The organism is Algoriphagus sp., assembly GCF_024642405.1.
GTDB lineage: Bacteria > Bacteroidota > Bacteroidia > Cytophagales > Cyclobacteriaceae > Algoriphagus.
In genome coordinates, this window is record NZ_JAHEBC010000012.1 from 13290 (window position 1) to 30883 (window position 17594).

Annotated in this window: 20 protein-coding genes; 10 read left to right on the forward strand and 10 right to left on the reverse strand. The window is 35.5% G+C overall.

Features of this window, described 5'->3' with window-relative positions:
• Window positions 1-46 precede the first annotated feature (46 nt).
• From dinB to Q0L68_RS01990, 3 genes are all read right to left on the reverse strand, one after another.
• Window positions 47-1156 carry a DNA polymerase IV gene (gene dinB / locus Q0L68_RS01980; protein ID WP_296698661.1) on the reverse strand — a complete coding sequence of 370 codons (1110 nt, stop codon included), beginning with the start codon at window positions 1154-1156 and terminating at the stop codon, window positions 47-49.
• Window positions 1137-2339 carry an anthranilate synthase component I family protein gene (locus Q0L68_RS01985; protein WP_296698664.1) on the reverse strand — a complete coding sequence of 401 codons (1203 nt, stop codon included), beginning with the start codon at window positions 2337-2339 and terminating at the stop codon, window positions 1137-1139. Before Q0L68_RS01985 ends, dinB begins: the two co-directional genes overlap by 20 nt.
• Before the next feature lie 115 nt (window positions 2340-2454).
• Window positions 2455-3180 (reverse strand): YceI family protein, encoded by a 726-nt coding sequence (locus Q0L68_RS01990; protein ID WP_296698667.1) that lies wholly within the window; start codon window positions 3178-3180, stop codon window positions 2455-2457.
• Window positions 3181-3324: 144 nt separating this feature from the next.
• Between Q0L68_RS01990 and Q0L68_RS01995 the strand changes: the two genes are divergently transcribed.
• From Q0L68_RS01995 to Q0L68_RS02025, 7 genes are all read left to right on the forward strand, one after another.
• Window positions 3325-3837, forward strand: a complete 513-nt coding sequence (locus Q0L68_RS01995) for a gamma carbonic anhydrase family protein (RefSeq protein WP_296698669.1) — start codon at window positions 3325-3327, stop codon at window positions 3835-3837.
• Window positions 3838-3893: 56 nt separating this feature from the next.
• A complete protein-coding gene (locus tag Q0L68_RS02000; protein WP_296698672.1) occupies window positions 3894-4481 on the forward strand; it encodes a hypothetical protein in 588 nt (195 codons plus the stop codon).
• A 99-nt stretch (window positions 4482-4580) separates the two neighbouring features.
• Window positions 4581-5294, forward strand: coding sequence for an alpha/beta fold hydrolase (locus Q0L68_RS02005; protein ID WP_296698675.1), 714 nt, complete (start codon window positions 4581-4583; stop codon window positions 5292-5294).
• A 39-nt stretch (window positions 5295-5333) separates the two neighbouring features.
• On the forward strand, window positions 5334-6290 hold the full coding sequence (locus Q0L68_RS02010) for a hypothetical protein (RefSeq protein ID WP_296698678.1): 957 nt from the start codon (window positions 5334-5336) through the stop codon (window positions 6288-6290).
• A gap of 18 nt (window positions 6291-6308) precedes the next feature.
• Window positions 6309-7436 carry a carboxylate-amine ligase gene (locus Q0L68_RS02015; protein WP_296698680.1) on the forward strand — a complete coding sequence of 376 codons (1128 nt, stop codon included), beginning with the start codon at window positions 6309-6311 and terminating at the stop codon, window positions 7434-7436.
• 33 nt (window positions 7437-7469) lie between these two features.
• Entirely contained in the window at window positions 7470-8300 is an 831-nt protein-coding gene (locus tag Q0L68_RS02020; protein ID WP_366938335.1) for a GMP synthase, read from the forward strand.
• A 5-nt stretch (window positions 8301-8305) separates the two neighbouring features.
• A complete protein-coding gene (locus Q0L68_RS02025; RefSeq protein WP_296698683.1) occupies window positions 8306-9496 on the forward strand; it encodes a hypothetical protein in 1191 nt (396 codons plus the stop codon).
• Between the two features lie 21 nt (window positions 9497-9517).
• Here Q0L68_RS02025 and pyrE read toward each other — a convergent pair whose 3' ends face one another.
• Entirely contained in the window at window positions 9518-10162 is a 645-nt protein-coding gene (gene pyrE / locus Q0L68_RS02030; RefSeq protein WP_296698686.1) for an orotate phosphoribosyltransferase, read from the reverse strand.
• 96 nt (window positions 10163-10258) lie between these two features.
• On the opposite strand from pyrE, the gene Q0L68_RS02035 reads away from it, so the two are divergent.
• Complete coding sequence (locus Q0L68_RS02035; protein WP_296698689.1) at window positions 10259-10948, forward strand: NUDIX hydrolase; 690 nt, start codon at window positions 10259-10261, stop codon at window positions 10946-10948.
• Here the strand turns inward: Q0L68_RS02035 and coaD are convergent.
• Genes coaD through Q0L68_RS02055 form a run of 4 tightly spaced genes read right to left on the reverse strand, consistent with a single transcriptional unit; the run spans window position 10936 to window position 13364 of the window.
• Window positions 10936-11391: a pantetheine-phosphate adenylyltransferase gene (gene coaD / locus Q0L68_RS02040; RefSeq protein ID WP_296698690.1), complete on the reverse strand. Its 456-nt coding sequence runs from the start codon at window positions 11389-11391 to the stop codon at window positions 10936-10938. The genes Q0L68_RS02035 and coaD overlap by 13 nt on opposite strands.
• A gap of 2 nt (window positions 11392-11393) precedes the next feature.
• A complete protein-coding gene (locus Q0L68_RS02045) occupies window positions 11394-12212 on the reverse strand; it encodes a DUF3822 family protein (RefSeq protein ID WP_296698693.1) in 819 nt (272 codons plus the stop codon).
• A 12-nt stretch (window positions 12213-12224) separates the two neighbouring features.
• A complete protein-coding gene (locus Q0L68_RS02050; protein WP_296698696.1) occupies window positions 12225-12806 on the reverse strand; it encodes a hypothetical protein in 582 nt (193 codons plus the stop codon).
• Between the two features lie 48 nt (window positions 12807-12854).
• Window positions 12855-13364 carry an NUDIX hydrolase gene (locus Q0L68_RS02055; protein WP_296698699.1) on the reverse strand — a complete coding sequence of 170 codons (510 nt, stop codon included), beginning with the start codon at window positions 13362-13364 and terminating at the stop codon, window positions 12855-12857.
• 14 nt (window positions 13365-13378) lie between these two features.
• Here Q0L68_RS02055 and Q0L68_RS02060 point away from each other — a divergent pair, with 14 nt between their 5' ends.
• Both Q0L68_RS02060 and Q0L68_RS02065 read left to right on the forward strand, forming a co-directional pair.
• Window positions 13379-14824, forward strand: a complete 1446-nt coding sequence (locus Q0L68_RS02060; protein WP_296698702.1) for an AAA family ATPase — start codon at window positions 13379-13381, stop codon at window positions 14822-14824.
• Between the two features lie 122 nt (window positions 14825-14946).
• Complete coding sequence (locus Q0L68_RS02065; protein WP_296698704.1) at window positions 14947-15342, forward strand: DUF1573 domain-containing protein; 396 nt, start codon at window positions 14947-14949, stop codon at window positions 15340-15342.
• An 81-nt stretch (window positions 15343-15423) separates the two neighbouring features.
• Here Q0L68_RS02065 and Q0L68_RS02070 read toward each other — a convergent pair whose 3' ends face one another.
• On the reverse strand, window positions 15424-16329 hold the full coding sequence (locus Q0L68_RS02070) for a class I SAM-dependent methyltransferase (RefSeq protein WP_296698707.1): 906 nt from the start codon (window positions 16327-16329) through the stop codon (window positions 15424-15426).
• 246 nt (window positions 16330-16575) lie between these two features.
• Window positions 16576-17594, reverse strand: a 1019-nt coding sequence (locus tag Q0L68_RS02075; protein WP_296698710.1) for a penicillin acylase family protein, incomplete at its 5' end; no start/stop codon positions are given.

A 17594-nucleotide genomic window follows, 5' to 3' on the forward strand; every position in this document is an offset into this window, starting at 1 on the left:
AAATGGCAGTTTATATTGCTCTTTTTATTCTTAGGGAAAGTTGAGATCAAAGTACCAATCCAAAATTTGAAAACGGAATCTTCAATTGTTCTCCAAAATATTGATGTTCTTCAGTGATATTTAAGTTGGAAACACCAAGCCCTAAAAGCCGAACAGCTTTAGGTAGGTTTTCCTGATCTAAAAGTTCTTTTGCTATCTCCCAAATGGTTTCCTTTTCGGGATATTGATCCAGGGTTTTACTTCTAGTTTGCTGTGTGAAATCAGAATATTTGATTTTCAAAGTAATCGTGCGGCCATTTACTCCACTTTTCTTTAACCTTTTTAATAGTTCTTGATTGATAGATTTTAAAGATTCTTCTATCTCAGAATTCGTGATAAGATCCCTTTCAAAAGTATTTTCTGCACTCAATGATTTACGAACCCTGTGAGGTTGAACTTCTGAGAGATGAATGCCTCTAACAATATTAAAGTAATGTAATCCTGATTTGCCAAATTTTTTGGTAAGAAATTGGAGTGAAAACTGTTTCAAATCAGCACCATTGTGAATACCGATTTCCTGCATTTTTTCAGCAGTTACTTTCCCAATTCCAAAAAACTTGCCGATCGGAAGTTTCTCAAGGAATTCTTCCGCATCCTCAGGTAAAATATAAGCCTGACCGTTTGGTTTGTTTAAATCTGAGGCAATCTTGGCTAGAAATTTATTGTAAGAAACTCCTGCGGAAGCATTCAGTCCTGTCTTTTCTTTGATCTTCCATCGGATTTGCTTTGCAATTAGAATAGCTGATTTTAGTCCTTTTTTGTTTTCTGTTACATCTAAGAAAGCTTCATCCAATGAGAGCGGTTCAACCAAATCTGTGAATTCGTAAAAAACTTCACGTATCTGTCTTGAAATTTCTTTGTATCGATCAAATCTTGGTTTTGCAAAAATTAAATTTGGACACTTCCGGGCAGCCATCATCGATGACATGGCAGAGTAAATTCCAAACTTCCGAGCTTCATAACTTGCTGCCGCTACCACACCCCTTGATTCACTTCCTCCCACTACCAATGGTTTACCTCTCCATTCAGGGTGATCCATTTGCTCTACGGATGCATAAAACGCATCCATATCGACATGGATAATTTTCCGGATTGGGTTAGGATTTTTTTCTTCCATTAAGCACTTCTAAGATTGCTTGTGATTTCAGCTCACATTCTTCGTATTCCTTAGAGGCATCTGAATCTATTGTGATGGCACTTCCAACTCCAAAATAAAGTTTTTTTGTTTCCAAATCGGCAATAATACTTCGAATCACAACGGAAAAGTCAAAATCTCCATTTTCATCAATCCAGCCAAAGGCACCTGAAAACCAGTTACGTTTAAATGATTCTAATTCATCAATTAACTCCATAGTTCTTATTTTTGGAGCACCTGTCATAGAACCCATAGGGAATGTTGCCTGAATTATTTTTTTAAAGGTGGTATCTGGTTTCAAAATCGAACTTATGGTAGTAATCATTTGGAAGACCTTTGGAAGGGAATAAATTCCAAATAGTTCTTCAACTTTCACTGAACCTATTTCAGAAATTTTTGAAAGGTCATTTCTGGTCAAATCCGTAATCATTAAGTTTTCAGCGCGTTCTTTTTCACTGGTTAATAATGATTTTTTGTTTACTTCGTCATCAATTTCAGTACCACCTCTTTGAATAGTTCCTTTGATGGGTTGAGCAATTAATCTTGAATTTTCTTTTTTTAAAAATCTTTCTGGCGATGCAGAAATTAACCATTTGTCTTCAGCTTTGAAAAGAGATGCAAAAGGCATGGGAGAAATTTTTTGAAGTTTAAAAAAAGACGCAATTGGGTCCCAAATAGTAAAACTTCCTTCAAAGGCTTGACAAAAATTCATTTCGTATGTATCGCCCTCCCTGATATATTTCTGAATTGTCTCTACACTCTTGATATATTCACGTTTTGTAATTTGAGCTTTAAGTTCACATTTGATTTTATCATCCGGTAATTCAATGGTTTTGATTTTCCTCCAGAACTCCTCTGTTAGTTTTGTTTTGCTTTTTATATAATTTTCTTCAAAACAAAAGCATAATTCAGCAGCGAAAAAACATAGATCGGGTAAGTTTATAATAGGTGAATTTTTACTACTTAAAGATTCAAGTGAGTTCTTAAAATCATATCCTATGATTCCAATCTTAACCAGATTTAATTGTTCATTCCATAAATCATCTTCATTAATTTTTTTATTTCCAGCGAAAAGTAAATTACTAAAAGCTTTTTGCGGATAGGTATAGTTATTTCCATCAAAATAGGATAGATAATCATATTGCTGGCTTACCCAATAAATCAATTTTGGCTTCCAAAACTGAAATTTGGGGAGATATTTAAAATCGAATTCTTGCATTTGAAGACAAAAAAAAGAGGAATTCTCATGAATTCCTCTTCTAATATTATTTTGATTCTAATTAATCAACCGCTTTAACATCTAAAGAAAGCGATACTGTGTTATAAATAAATTTATCTTTTGCTTTATCCACTGCAGTAGCCTCGTCACCATACGCAAGACCCCAAGCTGTTCTATCAATATTAAAACCAGCTTTTGCTACAACTGCACCATTATCAAGGCTAACTGTTGCTGGGAACTTGATGTTTTTAGTAGTGCCTCTCATTGTTAAATTTCCGCTGATCCAATGAGTTGGATTTTCAGGAGAAAGTTCAGAAGATGATTTTGGAGTATTCTCTGTCTCAAACTGCTCTTGATCAGCGATTACATCACCTGCTGAAAAAGACTCTACGTTAGTAATTTCGAAAGTTGCTCTGGGATGGTTTTCAGCATCAAAGAAATCTGCAGATTGAAGATGACCCCATAGTTTGCCATAGCTGTCATCTGTCTCTTCCATATCTTCAATTTTTAATCCTGTAATATCAAAGGTGAATTTACCTCCAGTGATTTCTTGGCCTTGTACAGCTAGAGATCCTTCAACAGCAGGAATTTTACCAAAATGTTGGCCAGTTGGCTTGTAGCCTCTCCATGCGATTGTAGTAGCGTCTTGTACAATTTCTAAAGTTTTTCCTTCTGCAGCTGCAACTTCTTGAGCTTCAGTAGTCTCGACAGTATCAGCTGGTTTGCTACAAGAGAATGTTATCATCGCTGCTGCAATGAATAATCCAGATAGTTTAATAGTTTTCATTTGGTTTAAATAAAAGGTTGAATGTTTTGCAAATTTATATGTATATACATCTAAACTCAAAATTTTTCTAAAAGTTTCATTATGTAAAATAAACTTGCAGGAAAGTTATTTTTAGATTTGAATACGATAACAATCAAAATATATATGGCATTAATTATTCCAATAGAATCTAGAGAGCCCAGAATTGGACAGAATTGTTGGTTAGCACCTAACGCTACACTAGTAGGCGATGTTGAATTGGGAGAAAATTGTACGGTTTGGTTTAATGCTGTATTAAGAGGTGATGTTCATTTTATCCGAATAGGTGATGATTCTAACATACAAGATGGGGCGGTAATCCACTGTACTTATCAAAAATTCCCCACAATTATTGGCAATAAAGTTTCAATCGCCCACAATGCGATTGTGCATGGTTGCACTATCGAAGATCGCGTTTTAGTAGGAATGGGAGCGATTGTAATGGATGGTGCGCTAATAAAATCAGGAGCAGTAATTGCTGCAGGAGCAGTAGTATTAGCGGGAACAGTGGTTGAAGCAAATTCCATTTATGCTGGTATACCTGCCAAAAAAGTTAAAGATACAGGAGAAGCCATGCTACAAACCATAGAACGTACAGCAAGGAATTATCCAATGTATGCTGAATGGTATAAGAAGTAATTTTTTTTACGCAGAAAATGTTTTTTTAATTTAGGGAAAGATTAAAGTTGTTTTTTTTGTTAAAAATTGAATTATTTTGCTATTTTTCTAATCTAAATTCATTTTTCATGGTTTCAAACTCATTTTTTTCTTCTCTGGTGAAGAGGCATATTTTAATTTTATTGGCCGTTCTTTTCCTATTATTCAATTTTTTGTTGAATTATTTTCTTCCTTCAGAAAATGCTCTAGACCTAAAATTTGCTTATTCTGTGGATCAGGCATATTTCGCGATAAGTAATTTATCAAAGCCTGATAGGGAAATTTACAGACTAGGGATTTGGGCACTAGATTTCCCTTATATGATAGTATATGGATTATTGGCAAGTGGACTTTTATTTTATTTATGGCGCAATAAAGTAATCGTCCTTATACCATTATTTATTGTATTTTTTGATCTTATTGAAAACATTCTCATCATTAGTATTCTAAACAATTATCCTATTGAAAAACCGGTTTTAGCTATTATGGCTTCAATAACAACCACATCGAAATGGATATTTGTAGGTTTACTCTTATTATCCATTTTAATTGGGGCTTTAAGGCTAATGAAAACTATGCGGAATCATTCAATTTTAGTTAATGAATCAGAAGTTGAGAAAATATAATCTTTAGACAATTTATAAGGCTTTGGTTTTTGAGGAAATTTGACTTATTTGATGTAAAGTGGGAACCACTTAATTATCAGTAATTCAAAGTATCGAAAGATGAAGGAAGAATATTTCAAGTGGCATTCAAATTACCTGCAAAGAGATGTGGAAATGTTGGTTTTTGGCCATGCTGGCTATCCCGTTGTTGTTTTTCCAACTTCAAAGGGCTCTTTTCACGAAAACCGGGATATGGGATTAATTGCTTCGGCTCAATGGTATATTGAGCAAGGACTAGTTCAAATCTATTGTCCGGAAAGTAATGACAAGAATAGTTTTTATAATAAAAATGTCCATCCCCATCAGCGGATCCAACAGCATGTAGCATATGATAAGATGATTTGCCATGAAATTGTAGAACGGATCAGACTAAATACGCGAGTAGGGAAGGTTGTCATGGCGGGGTGTAGTTTTGGAGGTTACCATGCCGCAAATTTTGCATTTCGACATCCTGGCTACGTCAGTCATATGTTTAGTATGTCAGGAGCCTTCAACATTCGTGACTTTATGGATGGATATATACATGATGATATTTACTATAATAACCCATTGGAGTTTTTGGGAGCTTTAAATGATCGTGAATTATGGAATATGGATATTGTCCTTGGTACCTCAAACTGGGATATTTGTTATGATGCAAATTTAAAACTACATGAGGCATTAAAAGAAAAAGGACTTAATCATTGGTTAGATGTTAGACAAAACAGGCAACATGATTGGGAAGTTTGGAAAGAAATGTTTCCCCATTATTTGTCTCGGATAAAATTTGATTAATAAAAAGACCTCAAAAATCACCTTTTAAAAATATTAAGAATGAAAAAAATAGGAATACTTTTCGGTATGGAGGATACGTTTCCTCAGGCTTTTATAGATAGAGTAAACCAAATAGCACCATCTGGCATTGCTGCGGAAGAAGTCAAAATTGATAAAGTGATTCAAAATCATCTTTCCGAATATGCTGTAATCATTGATAGGATATCACAAGATGTTCCGTTTTATAGAGCTTATTTAAAAAATGCTGCTTTAACTGGTACCGCTGTGATCAATAATCCTTTTTGGTGGAGTGCAGATGATAAATTCTTCAATAATGCGCTTGCTGATCAACTAGGAGTTCCTCTTCCAAAAACAGTTTTACTTCCATCCTCCAAACATCCTGATGATACTACAAGTAAATCATTCAGGAATTTAGCTGCTCCTTTGGATTGGAATGGAATGTTTGAATACATCGGTTTTCCTGCTTATATGAAACCTTATGCAGGTGGGGGATGGAAAAATGTCTACCGTCTGGAAAATAAAGAAGAATTCTTTCAAAAACACCCAGAAACAGGACAATTGGTTATGCTTCTACAGGAGGAAATTGTGTTTGATGAATATTTCAGGGTCTATTGCTTAGGTGGAAAGGCAGTACGAATTATGGATTATGAACCAAGGAATCCTCATCATTTGAGATATGTCGTCGATAAATCACCAACTTCAAAAAAACTCTTGGCCACTGTAAAGGATTACACCATTCGACTTTGTAAAGGATTGGGCTATGATTTTAATACGGTGGAGTTTGCAGTAAGAGATGGGATTCCTTATGCAATTGATTTTGGTAATCCAGCTCCTGATGCAGATGTAAATTCTGTTGGTCAGGAAAACTTCGATTGGGTTGTAGAAGAAGCAGCAAAAATGGCTATTAGCTATGCCAAAGCACATAAGCCGGGGAAAATAAATTTAACATGGGGAACATTTATTCGAGATGCTGCATCCAGTGCAAAGCGCTTTTAATAAGTAATTAATCTTTTCATGAAAGAGAGAGAAAGAAAATTACCCAAATTCACTTTGGGAGTTGAAGAAGAATATCAGATCATAGATCCAAATACAAGAGACCTAAGATCCCATATGTCAAAGATTGTTGAAGGAGGTAAAATCCAGTTGAGAGAACAGGTCAAGGCGGAAATGCATCAATCTGTTGTTGAGGTTGGAACAAATGTTTGTGAAAATATTGCACAGGCGAGGAGAGAAGTTTCCTTTTTGAGGAACAAAATATTTGAATTGGCGCAAAAGCAAGATTTGGTAGTTGGAGCAGCTGGAACTCACCCTTTTTCTAAATGGCAAGACCAGGAAATAACCGATGACTCTAGATACCATGAAATTGTAAATGAATTAAAGGACATTGCTCGTTCAAATCTGATTTTTGGACTTCATGTTCATGTAGGAATCGATAATAGAGATATTGCGCTTCAGCTAATGAACCAGGCATGCTATTTTCTTCCCCATATTTATGCCCTTTCTACTAATTCACCTTTTTGGGAAGGACGTGATACAGGATTCAAAGCTTTTAGAGCTAAAATATTTGCGAAGTTCCCCAGAACTGGCTTACCAGAGTACTTTGATTCAGTGCAATCTTATGATAATTTTCTTGAGATTTTAGTAAAGACCAATTGTATCGATAACCCCAAAAAAATCTGGTGGGATTTGAGAATGCATCCATTTTTCAGCACAATAGAATTCAGAATTTGTGATATGTGCCTCACTGTGGATGAGACAATTTGTATTACTGCATTGATCCAAGCCGTGGTAGCAAAGCTATATAAGCTACTAACTAGTAATACCAGTTTTAATATTTATAGGATTGCATTAATCAGAGAAAATAAATTTCGTGCAGCAAGAAATGGAATAGAAGGTAAATTGATAGATTTTGGTAAAAAGACTGAAGTACCAACTCAGGATTTGATTTTGGAATTGCTTGAATTTATCGATGATGTAGTAGATGAATTAGAAAGTAGAGATGAAATTAATTATGTCTACCAAATGCTAAAAAATGGTACAGGGGCTGATCAACAGCTTGCAGTATTCAAAGAAACTCAGGATTTAACGAAAGTTGTTGATTTTATTACTGGTAAGTTTAGGCAAGGGATTCATTCCCTTTGATTATCTTTGTAAAGTATTTAAAGAAGAAGAATCGTGCGCAAGAAAAAGATAAATCTGGCAATCTTGGACATGTATGATGGTGAAGTTAACCAAGGCATGCGATGTATCAAGGATATTTTAGACAGGTTTTCCGATCAGATTTCCTATAGAGTTTATGATGTAAGAGGGCAATCACAGTTGCCAGATATCTTGGAATATGATTTATATATTTCTACTGGCGGGCCAGGTAGTCCCCTTGATGGCAACGGAAACTGGGATCTGAAGTATTTTGATTTACTCGACCAAATCTGGATTTGGAACCAAAATCATTCGCATAAAAAGCATATTCTTTTGATTTGTCATTCGTTCCAAATGGCATGCAGGCATTTTGGTTTAGGTAAACTCAGTAAAAGGAAATCTACTTCATTTGGAGTGATGTCTATCCATAAAACCCAAGAAGGTTTAAATGATCCTTTATTCCAAAATTTGGATAATCCATTTTGGGCTGTCGATTCGAGGGATTATCAGGTTCTGCAGCCAAATCATAAAAAATTCCATCTTTTGGGAGCTAAAATTATTGCACTGGAGAAAATCAGAACTCACGTAGAATATGAGAGGGCAATAATGGCGATAAGATTTTCTGATGAAATCATAGGTACTCAATTTCACCCAGAGGCTGATCCAGTAAGTTTTTTGGCACATTTGAAAAAACCTGAAGTGCGAGAAAAAATTATCGAAACAAAAGGAAAGGCAAAGTTCAGAACAATGTTGGAGCACTTGGTCGATGAAAATAAAATCTATAAAACCAACGAAACCTTAATTCCTAATTTTTTGGAGCAATCGATAAGAAAAATCAAAGCAGATAAAATGCCTACTCTCATTTAGATTTTATGATCCCTTCTTTAAGAGAAAAATTCAATGCAGAGTTTTCGAAAGATAAGTATGATGCTTTCTTGAAAGATATTGCCAATGATTTTGATTACGCACCAACTTTCAGAATTGCAGAGACACCATTTTTCATCCCAGATGATTTAAAAAATAAAATTATTGATGCTTGTGACCAAGTTATCTCTTTTATCCAAAAGCCTGATTTCAAAGATATTACCCAGCGATCGATTGATTTAAATATTTCTGTTCCGAATGAAGATGATCATACTCAGTTTTTGGCAATAGATTTTGGAGTTTGTGAGGAGGATAACAAATTAGTACCTAAGCTTATTGAAATTCAGGGTTTTCCATCAGTATTCAATTTTCAATATAATCTTTTCAAAAAGTATCAAAGTTTTTATCCATTTACTGAAAATGCAACCCCTTACTTAAGTGGATTAGATGATGTATCTTATCTAGAACTACTCAAAAAAGTAATTGTGAAAGATCACAAGCCTGAAGAGGTTGTCTTACTTGAAATCGAGCCTGAAAAACAGAATACTAAGATTGATTTTTATTATTGCAGTAGAGATTTAGGAATACCCATCGTTTGTGTTTCTGAAATTATTAAGGAAAATAGAAAACTGTTTTACAAAAATCCAGAAGGAAGGGAAATCCAGATTAAGAGAATTTACAATAGAGTGATTTTTGATGAATTGGAATTGAGGAAGGACTTAAAACTAGCATTTAGTTTTGAAGAAGAACTTGATATTGAGTGGGCAGGTCACCCAAATTGGTACACAAGGATTTCAAAATTTATTTTACCTTATCTCAAAGGTCCTTACTTTATTGAAAGCAAGTTATTGAGTGAAATACGGGAAATCCCCAAAGACTTGGAAAATTATGTTTTGAAGCCGCTGTTTTCTTTTTCTGGAAGCGGAGTAAAATTCCATGTGACTCAGAAGGATATCGCAGAAGTCAAAGAAAAAGATCTTTACATTCTTCAAAAGAAAGTTCATTACTCGCCTGTACTCAAATCACCCGATGGAAATGTAAAAGTGGAGGTAAGAATTTTGGCTCTTTGGCCCGAGGACGATCCTAATCCTACTTACGTTGGCAACTTAGTTAGACTAAGTAGAGGTGAAATGATTGGAGTGAAATTTAATAAAGACAAAGATTGGGTTGGTGGGTCGATTGGATTGTTTGAAAAATGAAAAGCCGGATAACCGGCCATTTTAAGGATTCCATTTTTCCGGGTTTTTTCTCCAGGATTCTAGAGATTTCAGAGTTTCTCCAGTAATATACTTTTTTTCAATAGCTCTGGGTAGCAAAGCTTCGTAGTGACTTAAACAGATTAATTTCACATTCGCATTTTTAAAATTAGTAGCTGCGATCTCAAAGCCATAGCTAAAAATTGCAACCATGCCCAAAACTTCGAAACCTGCTTTTCTAAGGTCTTCCACTGCTTTAAGAGAACTGCCGCCAGTAGAGACTAAATCTTCTACGACCACTACCTTTTGACCTTGAGTAACCTTTCCTTCGATCATATTTTCCATCCCATGACCTTTGGCTTTAGATCGCACATAAATAAATGGAAGATCTAGATCATTGGCTATAAGTGCTCCTTGGGGAATACCAGCAGTTGCAACTCCGGCAATTGCCTCTGCGCCCGGGAAATTATGAATTACACTTTTGACTAACTGGTTTTTAATCAGGTTTCTTACCTCTGGAAATGATAAGGATAACCTATTATCACAATATATCGGTGACTTCCATCCTGATGCCCACGTAAAAGGCGAATCTGGTTGGAGGCGAATTGCTTGAATTTCCAGTAATTTATCAGCTACTTCTGCAGCAACACTTGAGTCTAATATTTCCATACCCCAAAAATAAGTGATAAACTTTGTGGAAGGTTGTTGCTGCTGATTTTTTTATGCATTTTTGATCTCGACAGAAAATAAAGACTCAAATTTTTTATGAGAATTTTTGTAAACGACAAACCATTAGATCTACTCTCCTATGAGGAGATAGATGGTAGAAAAAATTATGAGTCTATATATCATCAGCCTGATGAATTGTTAAATCAGGTGGAATGGAAAGACGATGTACTTTTTCATGAACCTTCTCATGATCTGATAATAAAAATTTTATATGTCTTAAGAACAAGAAAGTTGAAAGACCTTGATTCTATTACTTTCGTTACAAAAGATAAATCTACTTTGAAGAAGTTTGTGAAAAGTAGATTTATGATCATCAAAGCCGCTGGTGGAGTAGTAACAAATAGAAAAAGCAAAGTACTATTGATCTTTAGGTTAGGGAAATGGGATTTCCCAAAAGGTAAATTTGAAAGAGGAGAAACTCCGGAGCAATGTGCTATTAGAGAAGTTGAAGAAGAATGTGCTATTAAAGTTAGATCTAAAAAACACCTTTACAATACCTGGCATACCTACACTCAAAATCGAAAAAGTATTTTGAAGAAAACCTATTGGTACGAAATGGAGTGTATTGATGATAAAAATATGGCTCCACAAAAAGAAGAAGGAATTGAAGATATTAGATGGTTTTATGAGCCAGACGCTAAAATTGCCTTAGTGAATTCATATCCATCGATGAGATTTTTATTTAAGCAATTCATTAAAAATCATCCTAAACCTCAGATTTTGTAGGGAAGGAATTCTGAGACATCACCACCATATCTATGAACTTCTCGAATCACAGTGGAGCTGATTGCTGCAAATGGAGGAGATGTGATTAGAAATACAGTTTCTAAATCTTCATTTAGATATCTATTCATTTGACAAATGGTATTTTCATATTCAAAATCAGTTGTATTTCTCAGCCCTCTGATTAAATAACCCGCATCATGTTTTTTTGCTAAAGTGGAAGTTAACTCATTGTAGACAACTACTTTAACAGAATCAATATCTTTATAGACCTCCTCTATTTTTTTTACCATCAAGTCTATATCAAAATATCGATTTTGTTTCGTAGAGTTATAGCCAATTCCAATAATTACTTCATCAAAAAGTTTTAAGCTCCTTATGACAATATCGTGATGTCCCATAGTGAATGGGTCAAATGAACCTGGGAAAATGGCTGTTTTTTTCATTATTAGTCAAATTGCCAGTAGGTTTCAAATAATCCTCCTGATTTTAAATGCTTAAATCCGTGAGAGTAGTTTTGATTTGAATGAGGTGTTTTGACACGGAAATGATGGAAATAAGCCATTCCCCATTCATCGGTGATTTCATGTTGATTGGAAGCTCCGAAAACACTTATTCGGACATGGTTTTTATCGAAATTCAATTGACTTATAAGGATGCTTACATATTTCAAAAGATCCTCTTTGGTTTGTATTTCAAAAATGTTAAAAACGCTTAATTCTTGATCAGTAAAAGCTGCTGCATAAAAATAATTATCTAGCACACAAACGAGGATTTCTTGGCCTATTAAATTGAAACGTTCTTTGAATAGGTAAGAAAGAAAGGAAGTAGCTCCATGAAAGAAACTTAAATCTGAAAACCTGGCTTCTAATGATTTTTTGGTTTTTTCAGAAAGAAAAGATACTAATTGGATATTGTTGCTATCGAGGGGGTTTGCAAAATAAAAGTTGTTTTCATTTAGTTTCCCAACGAATGAGAGATAGGTATCTTCTTTCCCAGGGGAATATAACACTCCAGGAACAAGGCTGAATTCCAACTGATGGAGAAAAACTTTTGTAGGTAAATCCAATCTTAAAAATTGATCGGATATAAGCAGAGCATCTAAGTTTTCCTTGTCCAAATCCACATATAAATGAATTGCAATATTTGCCTGATTCTTATCCTTGGCAAAAATGGCTATTGAATTTGGAAATAAAAAAAGTGATAAGCCTGTGGTATCAGCCACATCGAACTTATCACTTTTGTATACTTTAAGGTTGTTTTCCAAAATCCGTATGGATTATTTCCAGTTACCTTCGGTAGAGGCATCTGTTCTAGAACCTACTTTTAGAGCTTTCTCATTGTTGTTTAGTCTTCTTTCAGGATTGATCGGGGCAGGGTCTCTGATTTCAAATACTGCAATTTCATAACTATTTCTTTCGATCTTATCAGCGAAAAACTCGAATCTCTTTCCTCCTGAACCAGGAACCACCGCTAAAGCCTCCAAATTGAAGTCTGGATACTTTCTCTCATTAAATAAAGAGTCTAGAACGTTTACAGAACCTAGCGTGTCAAAAGTAACAGTAGTTTCTTCTTTACCGTATTCCAACAATTTGGTTGTTTCCGTTCTCTGTACAAGCCATATTTTTCCATCCTCGATAAATTGCTTCAAACTGTCCCAATTGTCTGCATATTTTCCATTTGCAGCCTGATAAGCCAATTCAGCATCACGAAGCATTTGAAGTTTCTCGATAATTGCAGCTTCGGTCAAAGCAATTCTTTTCTCTGTTTCCACAACATCATCTACACCTTTCCAAAGAAGGTAACCAAGACCTAGAGCAGCTAAGAGGAAGACAAAGGATAATACTTTAGTTAGATTCATTTTGATTAAATTTTAAATCAAGGTAAGGTTGAAGGTTTTTTTAACGTGCTATTTTATGGAAATATTTCCAAAATTAAAATATCCTTTCCACAAACCTAGTTCCTCCAGCGAATTTATTCTCCAAAAGATTTGATGAAGGGATTCCTGAGGCAGTGAACGGATATCTTCAATACTCATCCAAGCTATTTCATTTAATATCTGGAATTGTTTACTAAGTTCGGGATCTTCTCCGAGTTTTAAACTACCTCCGGTGGATTTTAAGCTAAAAAAATGCTCCATTGCATGTAGAGGAGGGGCTAAAAACTCATGAATGAATAAATATTTGTGAATTTTAACATTTAGACCGGTCTCTTCTTTAAATTCCCGGATTAGATTTTCTTCGGCATTTTGCCCATAAACCATTCCACCTCCCGGAACAGACCATAAAATCTTTCCATTTCCCATCAGATGTTTGACCATCAATAATTTATTGTTCTCAATTAGAATCCCATTTACACGAATGCGTAAATGATTTCCAAATTTTGATTCTATTTCCTTGCTGATTTCGTCTTTTGACATTTACATTAGCTTATATGCCTAAAGATAATCAGCACATACCGAAGCCATCGGATTTATTGATCAAAAATTTCCCTTTTCCTCCTACCACAGGGCAAAATGAATTTTTCAGAAAAATGGATCAATTCTTAAATTTAGATGCTTCCACTCAACCTACATTTGTTTTAAGAGGGTATGCCGGTACAGGTAAAACTTCAGTTATTTCTGCTTTGGTAAAAAGTTTGCCTCGACTAAACATGAGAGCCTTGTTATTGGCGCCTACAGGTAGGGCAGCAAAAGTCATGGGGAATTACAGTAAAAGGGCTGCTTACACCATTCATAAAATCATATATAAGCCAAAAGGAGAGGATGGAAGTTTAGGTTTAGGGTTCATACTTCAAAAAAATTATTATAAGGATACAGTATTTATTGTAGATGAATCATCCATGCTGGCTGATGATGGGGGAATTTCAGGTAATCTTCTGGGAGATTTAATTCGATTTACTTTTCAAGGTTCAGGTAACCGAATCATTTTGGTTGGAGATACAGCACAACTACCTCCTGTAGGAAGCGATTTTAGTCCAGCTTTGGAGTCAAGCTATTTACAGAAGCATTTTCGCTTGGATTCAGATCAAATTGAGTTGACAGAAGTTATGAGGCAGAAGCTTGAATCCGGAATTCTTTACAATGCAACGAATCTTAGAAACCAGCTAAAAAATGATCCTCCAATAATTCAGATTACAACCAACACTTTTAAAGATACTTTTAAGATGACAGGTGAGAGGTTAGAGGATGGATTAAGATATGCTTATGATAAATATGGGACAGAGAATACGACCATTGTTACCCGATCAAACAAAGCTGCTGTACAATACAATTTATATATTCGAAAAGTAATTCATTTTTTTGAAGACGAAATCAGTTCAGGGGATTTGTTGATGATAGTTAAGAATAACTACACGTATATGGCTGAATCTGAAAAGGTAAATTTCTTGGCAAATGGTGATATGGCAGAGGTGATGAAAATCAGGTCTTTCGAAGAATTGTATGGCTTCCGTTTCGCAACACTGGAATTGAGGTTATTAGATTATCCAGAGGAACCCCATTTTGAGGCAAAAGTACTATTGGATACACTTTATTCTCCAAGTCCTTCTTTGACAAGAGATCAATACAGAAGTCTTTACCAGCAAGTATCAGAAGATTATGCAGATGTAGCGAGTAAAGCTGAACGGATGGAACTGATTAGAAAAGATCCTTATTTAAATGCCCTTCAGGTTAAATTTGCCTATGCTTTGACTTGCCATAAGGCTCAAGGAGGCCAATGGAAAGCAGTATTTGTGGATCAAGGTTATTTGAAGGAAGATCAGGTGGATAAGGATTTTACCAGATGGTTATATACAGCTATTACCAGAGCTACAGAGGAACTTTATTTAGTGAATTTTAACCCTTTGTTTTTTGTAAAGACTTTGGATGAAAATTTATAGAGCAGGTTTCCTTTTCTTTTTTGGCAAGGTTTTTACATCCATGTAACTCAATAGTATTATAATGCGTTATTTGATGCTATTCAAAAAAAATGAATATTTGAAAATAATTAGATAGTAAAATCATGAAAAAATTAGCAATCCTATTTAGTCTCTTTGCCGTCGCTTTGGTTTTTCATGCAAATGCCCAAGAAGCTACTGGAGCCGCGATAACCTTCAAGGAAAAGTCTATTGACTTTGGAGATATTACCCAAGGAGATGTGGTCTCGCACACGTTTGAGTTAACCAACACAGGTAACGCTCCACTAATCATTTCAAATGTAGCCGCAACTTGTGGATGTACAGTCCCAAGCTGGCCAAAAGAGCCAATTGCTCCGGGAACAACTGCAGAAATTAAAGTTGTTTTTAGATCGACAGGAAAACAGGGAAAGCAAAACTCAGTAGTAAGGATTTATTCTAATGCTTCCGAACCCATTGAAAAAGTATCCTTGATCTCGAACGTCCTGCCAAAAACTTACTAAATCAAAAATTTGAATCGAAGCCTTCTGAATTTCAGGAGGCTTTTTTTTGATCTTGAAAACCCGGGCAATGATCAAATTGCTTTATACTTTTTCGAATACTAATCTATAATGCTCCATTATCTCTTTTTCGAAACAAACGCGATTTGGGCTAATTTTGAAAACCTCAATTTGGTGTCTGAATTCTTTATCAGTAAGGAATCTGGGAAGCAATGATGCATAAAGCCAATACTTCTTCAGATTAAATTTTCTAAACTTTTTTCTCCATTGGCCGATCGTTTCAATGTAATCGAGCCTCCCACTACTTTGAGAGATGAGTTTAAAACGTGGTTCTGCATTTCGGATCACCATTTCTGGTCCATAAGGGAGCCAAGAACCTGGGAATTCCTTAATCATTAATGCCAAAACATGTGCTGCTGATCCTTTCTCGGCATTTACATCGATGTCTTCGAAGTCGATCATATTCTTTCCAAAAGTCATCGTTTGCATGTAAAACCTTCCGCCTTTTGGTAATAATTGATCGAGGGTTTGAAAAAAATCTTTGTAAACCTGTTCTTGTTTCCCTGCTTTCCATTCTTCTACAGAACAAAAATGCTCCAATCCTCCAATGCAGGTAATGGCATCAAAAACCCCATAGTCTTCTGGTTTTACTGTACGGCAATCTTTTACCCGAACGTCCATGCCATTATTTATACAAGCTTGTGCTTGTCCTTCTGAAAGAGTTAGACCTATAGCAGAAGCACCTCTTTCTTTGGTGATATAGTTAATGAAAGGTCCCCATCCACATGCCATATCCAAGACTTTGCTTCCCTCTTTAATATTTAAACTATCTGCAATAAATTTATGCTTTGCCTTTTGTGCTTCTTCTAGTGACATAGAAAAATCACCGTCATATTTGGCACCACTATAGTCTCCGGTTTCTCCTATACTTAATCGAAATATATTGTCTATGGTGGTATATGTAAAATCCAGATCCTTTTTATCAGCCATTTTCTTTTCTTTAAGGGTAACAAATTAGGTAGATGAAACAAAGCGTCTTGAAAGTTTCCAGGATTGTATTTGTATCATAAACCTTGTCCTCATAATATAGACTAAAAAGATGGTCATTCCTATGACTGAGGAACTGCTCGAGAAAATCCCATTATTGTGTTACCGCTATTATTTAAAAGTTTTATGTTATTGGACTTTTCAACCTTTTGTCTAAAATCAGATACTTATTTCTTTCGAAAAGTGAATCTAGTCTTTAGGCCTCAATAGCATTTTTTCTATTGCGGCTGTCTCAATTTTTTCACGAGAATAATAAACTGGGAAGTACTGGTCTTTTGCCCATGGTTCGAATAAATTTTTATAAAATGGGCTTTCAGGGTTACCGGACTGCCCTGGTCCATTTGTACCAACTGCAGCATCCCAATCTTCTGTATTTACGATCATCCGGAAGGAGGCACCTGAAGTTTGTCTATTATTTCCACCGGTTGATCCAGGGGTATATGAATTTCCACCACGAGGCAAGGGGCCAACATCTAATTTTGCTTTGAGTTCGTCATTTACCAATCCCCCCAAAGCATGCGCCATGTAGGTATGTTTGAATTTTTCTTGTCCATATTGCCATTTACTCATATCCTCTCCAAGTATTTCTTCTAGGTTGGTAATCCCTTTTTCAAATGCCTCAGCAAGAAATTGATCTCTTCCCTGATTAGGGTTTGGGCCAAATCTGCTGTCAGGAGCAAAAATCCAATCCATTATCTTTTGCATCTGAATGCTTCTTATAATATCCTTGCCAGCATCAGGAATAAATCTGGCAGCCGCTAGGTCTCTGATCGCATTTTCCCAAGACACATAAATCGCCGCCTCAATAGAAGTTGGGTCTAACGTGAAATTCCAGTCTTTTAATCTTTCTTTTGCCTCTGCAGATTTACCGGTAAAAGGCAGATCCATCAGAAAGGGTACAAGCATCCGGGCTGGTATGGATTGGTAATCGACTTGGAGGGCTTTCATATCCTCCATATTCAATTTGTTCCCAGCACTAAGCACTTCTTCAATTCGATCTCCACGGAATGGATCTGCCCAAGTAAAACCTATAGCATCCCAATGCTCATAATCTTCAGGAACAATATTCTGATTGGCTGAAGCGAAGAAACCTTCTTTTGGATTAAGAGTATTTGGTTTTTGAATAATGGGTAAATAGCCATCCCATTCATACCTTCCATCTCCGGGCACAGGTACCATCCCGCTAAAATTTTTTCGGATAGGTGCGA

What these genes read in the sequence shown, in the direction of transcription:
- dinB (WP_296698661.1), bottom strand. Translation starts at nt 1,156, where the DNA reads ATGGAAGAAAAAAATCCTAACCCAATCCGGAAAATTATCCATGTCGAT.
- Q0L68_RS02065 (WP_296698704.1), top strand. Translation starts at nt 14,947, where the DNA reads ATGAAAAAATTAGCAATCCTATTTAGTCTCTTTGCCGTCGCTTTGGTT.
- Q0L68_RS01995 (WP_296698669.1), top strand. Translation starts at nt 3,325, where the DNA reads ATGGCATTAATTATTCCAATAGAATCTAGAGAGCCCAGAATTGGACAG.
- Q0L68_RS02010 (WP_296698678.1), top strand. Translation starts at nt 5,334, where the DNA reads ATGAAAAAAATAGGAATACTTTTCGGTATGGAGGATACGTTTCCTCAG.
- Q0L68_RS02015 (WP_296698680.1), top strand. Translation starts at nt 6,309, where the DNA reads ATGAAAGAGAGAGAAAGAAAATTACCCAAATTCACTTTGGGAGTTGAA.
- Q0L68_RS02055 (WP_296698699.1), bottom strand. Translation starts at nt 13,364, where the DNA reads ATGTCAAAAGACGAAATCAGCAAGGAAATAGAATCAAAATTTGGAAAT.
- pyrE (WP_296698686.1), bottom strand. Translation starts at nt 10,162, where the DNA reads ATGGAAATATTAGACTCAAGTGTTGCTGCAGAAGTAGCTGATAAATTA.
- coaD (WP_296698690.1), bottom strand. Translation starts at nt 11,391, where the DNA reads ATGAAAAAAACAGCCATTTTCCCAGGTTCATTTGACCCATTCACTATG.
- Q0L68_RS02005 (WP_296698675.1), top strand. Translation starts at nt 4,581, where the DNA reads ATGAAGGAAGAATATTTCAAGTGGCATTCAAATTACCTGCAAAGAGAT.
- Q0L68_RS02025 (WP_296698683.1), top strand. Translation starts at nt 8,306, where the DNA reads ATGATCCCTTCTTTAAGAGAAAAATTCAATGCAGAGTTTTCGAAAGAT.
- Q0L68_RS01990 (WP_296698667.1), bottom strand. Translation starts at nt 3,180, where the DNA reads ATGAAAACTATTAAACTATCTGGATTATTCATTGCAGCAGCGATGATA.
- Q0L68_RS02050 (WP_296698696.1), bottom strand. Translation starts at nt 12,806, where the DNA reads ATGAATCTAACTAAAGTATTATCCTTTGTCTTCCTCTTAGCTGCTCTA.
- Q0L68_RS02035 (WP_296698689.1), top strand. Translation starts at nt 10,259, where the DNA reads ATGAGAATTTTTGTAAACGACAAACCATTAGATCTACTCTCCTATGAG.
- Q0L68_RS02060 (WP_296698702.1), top strand. Translation starts at nt 13,379, where the DNA reads ATGCCTAAAGATAATCAGCACATACCGAAGCCATCGGATTTATTGATC.
- Q0L68_RS02070 (WP_296698707.1), bottom strand. Translation starts at nt 16,329, where the DNA reads ATGGCTGATAAAAAGGATCTGGATTTTACATATACCACCATAGACAAT.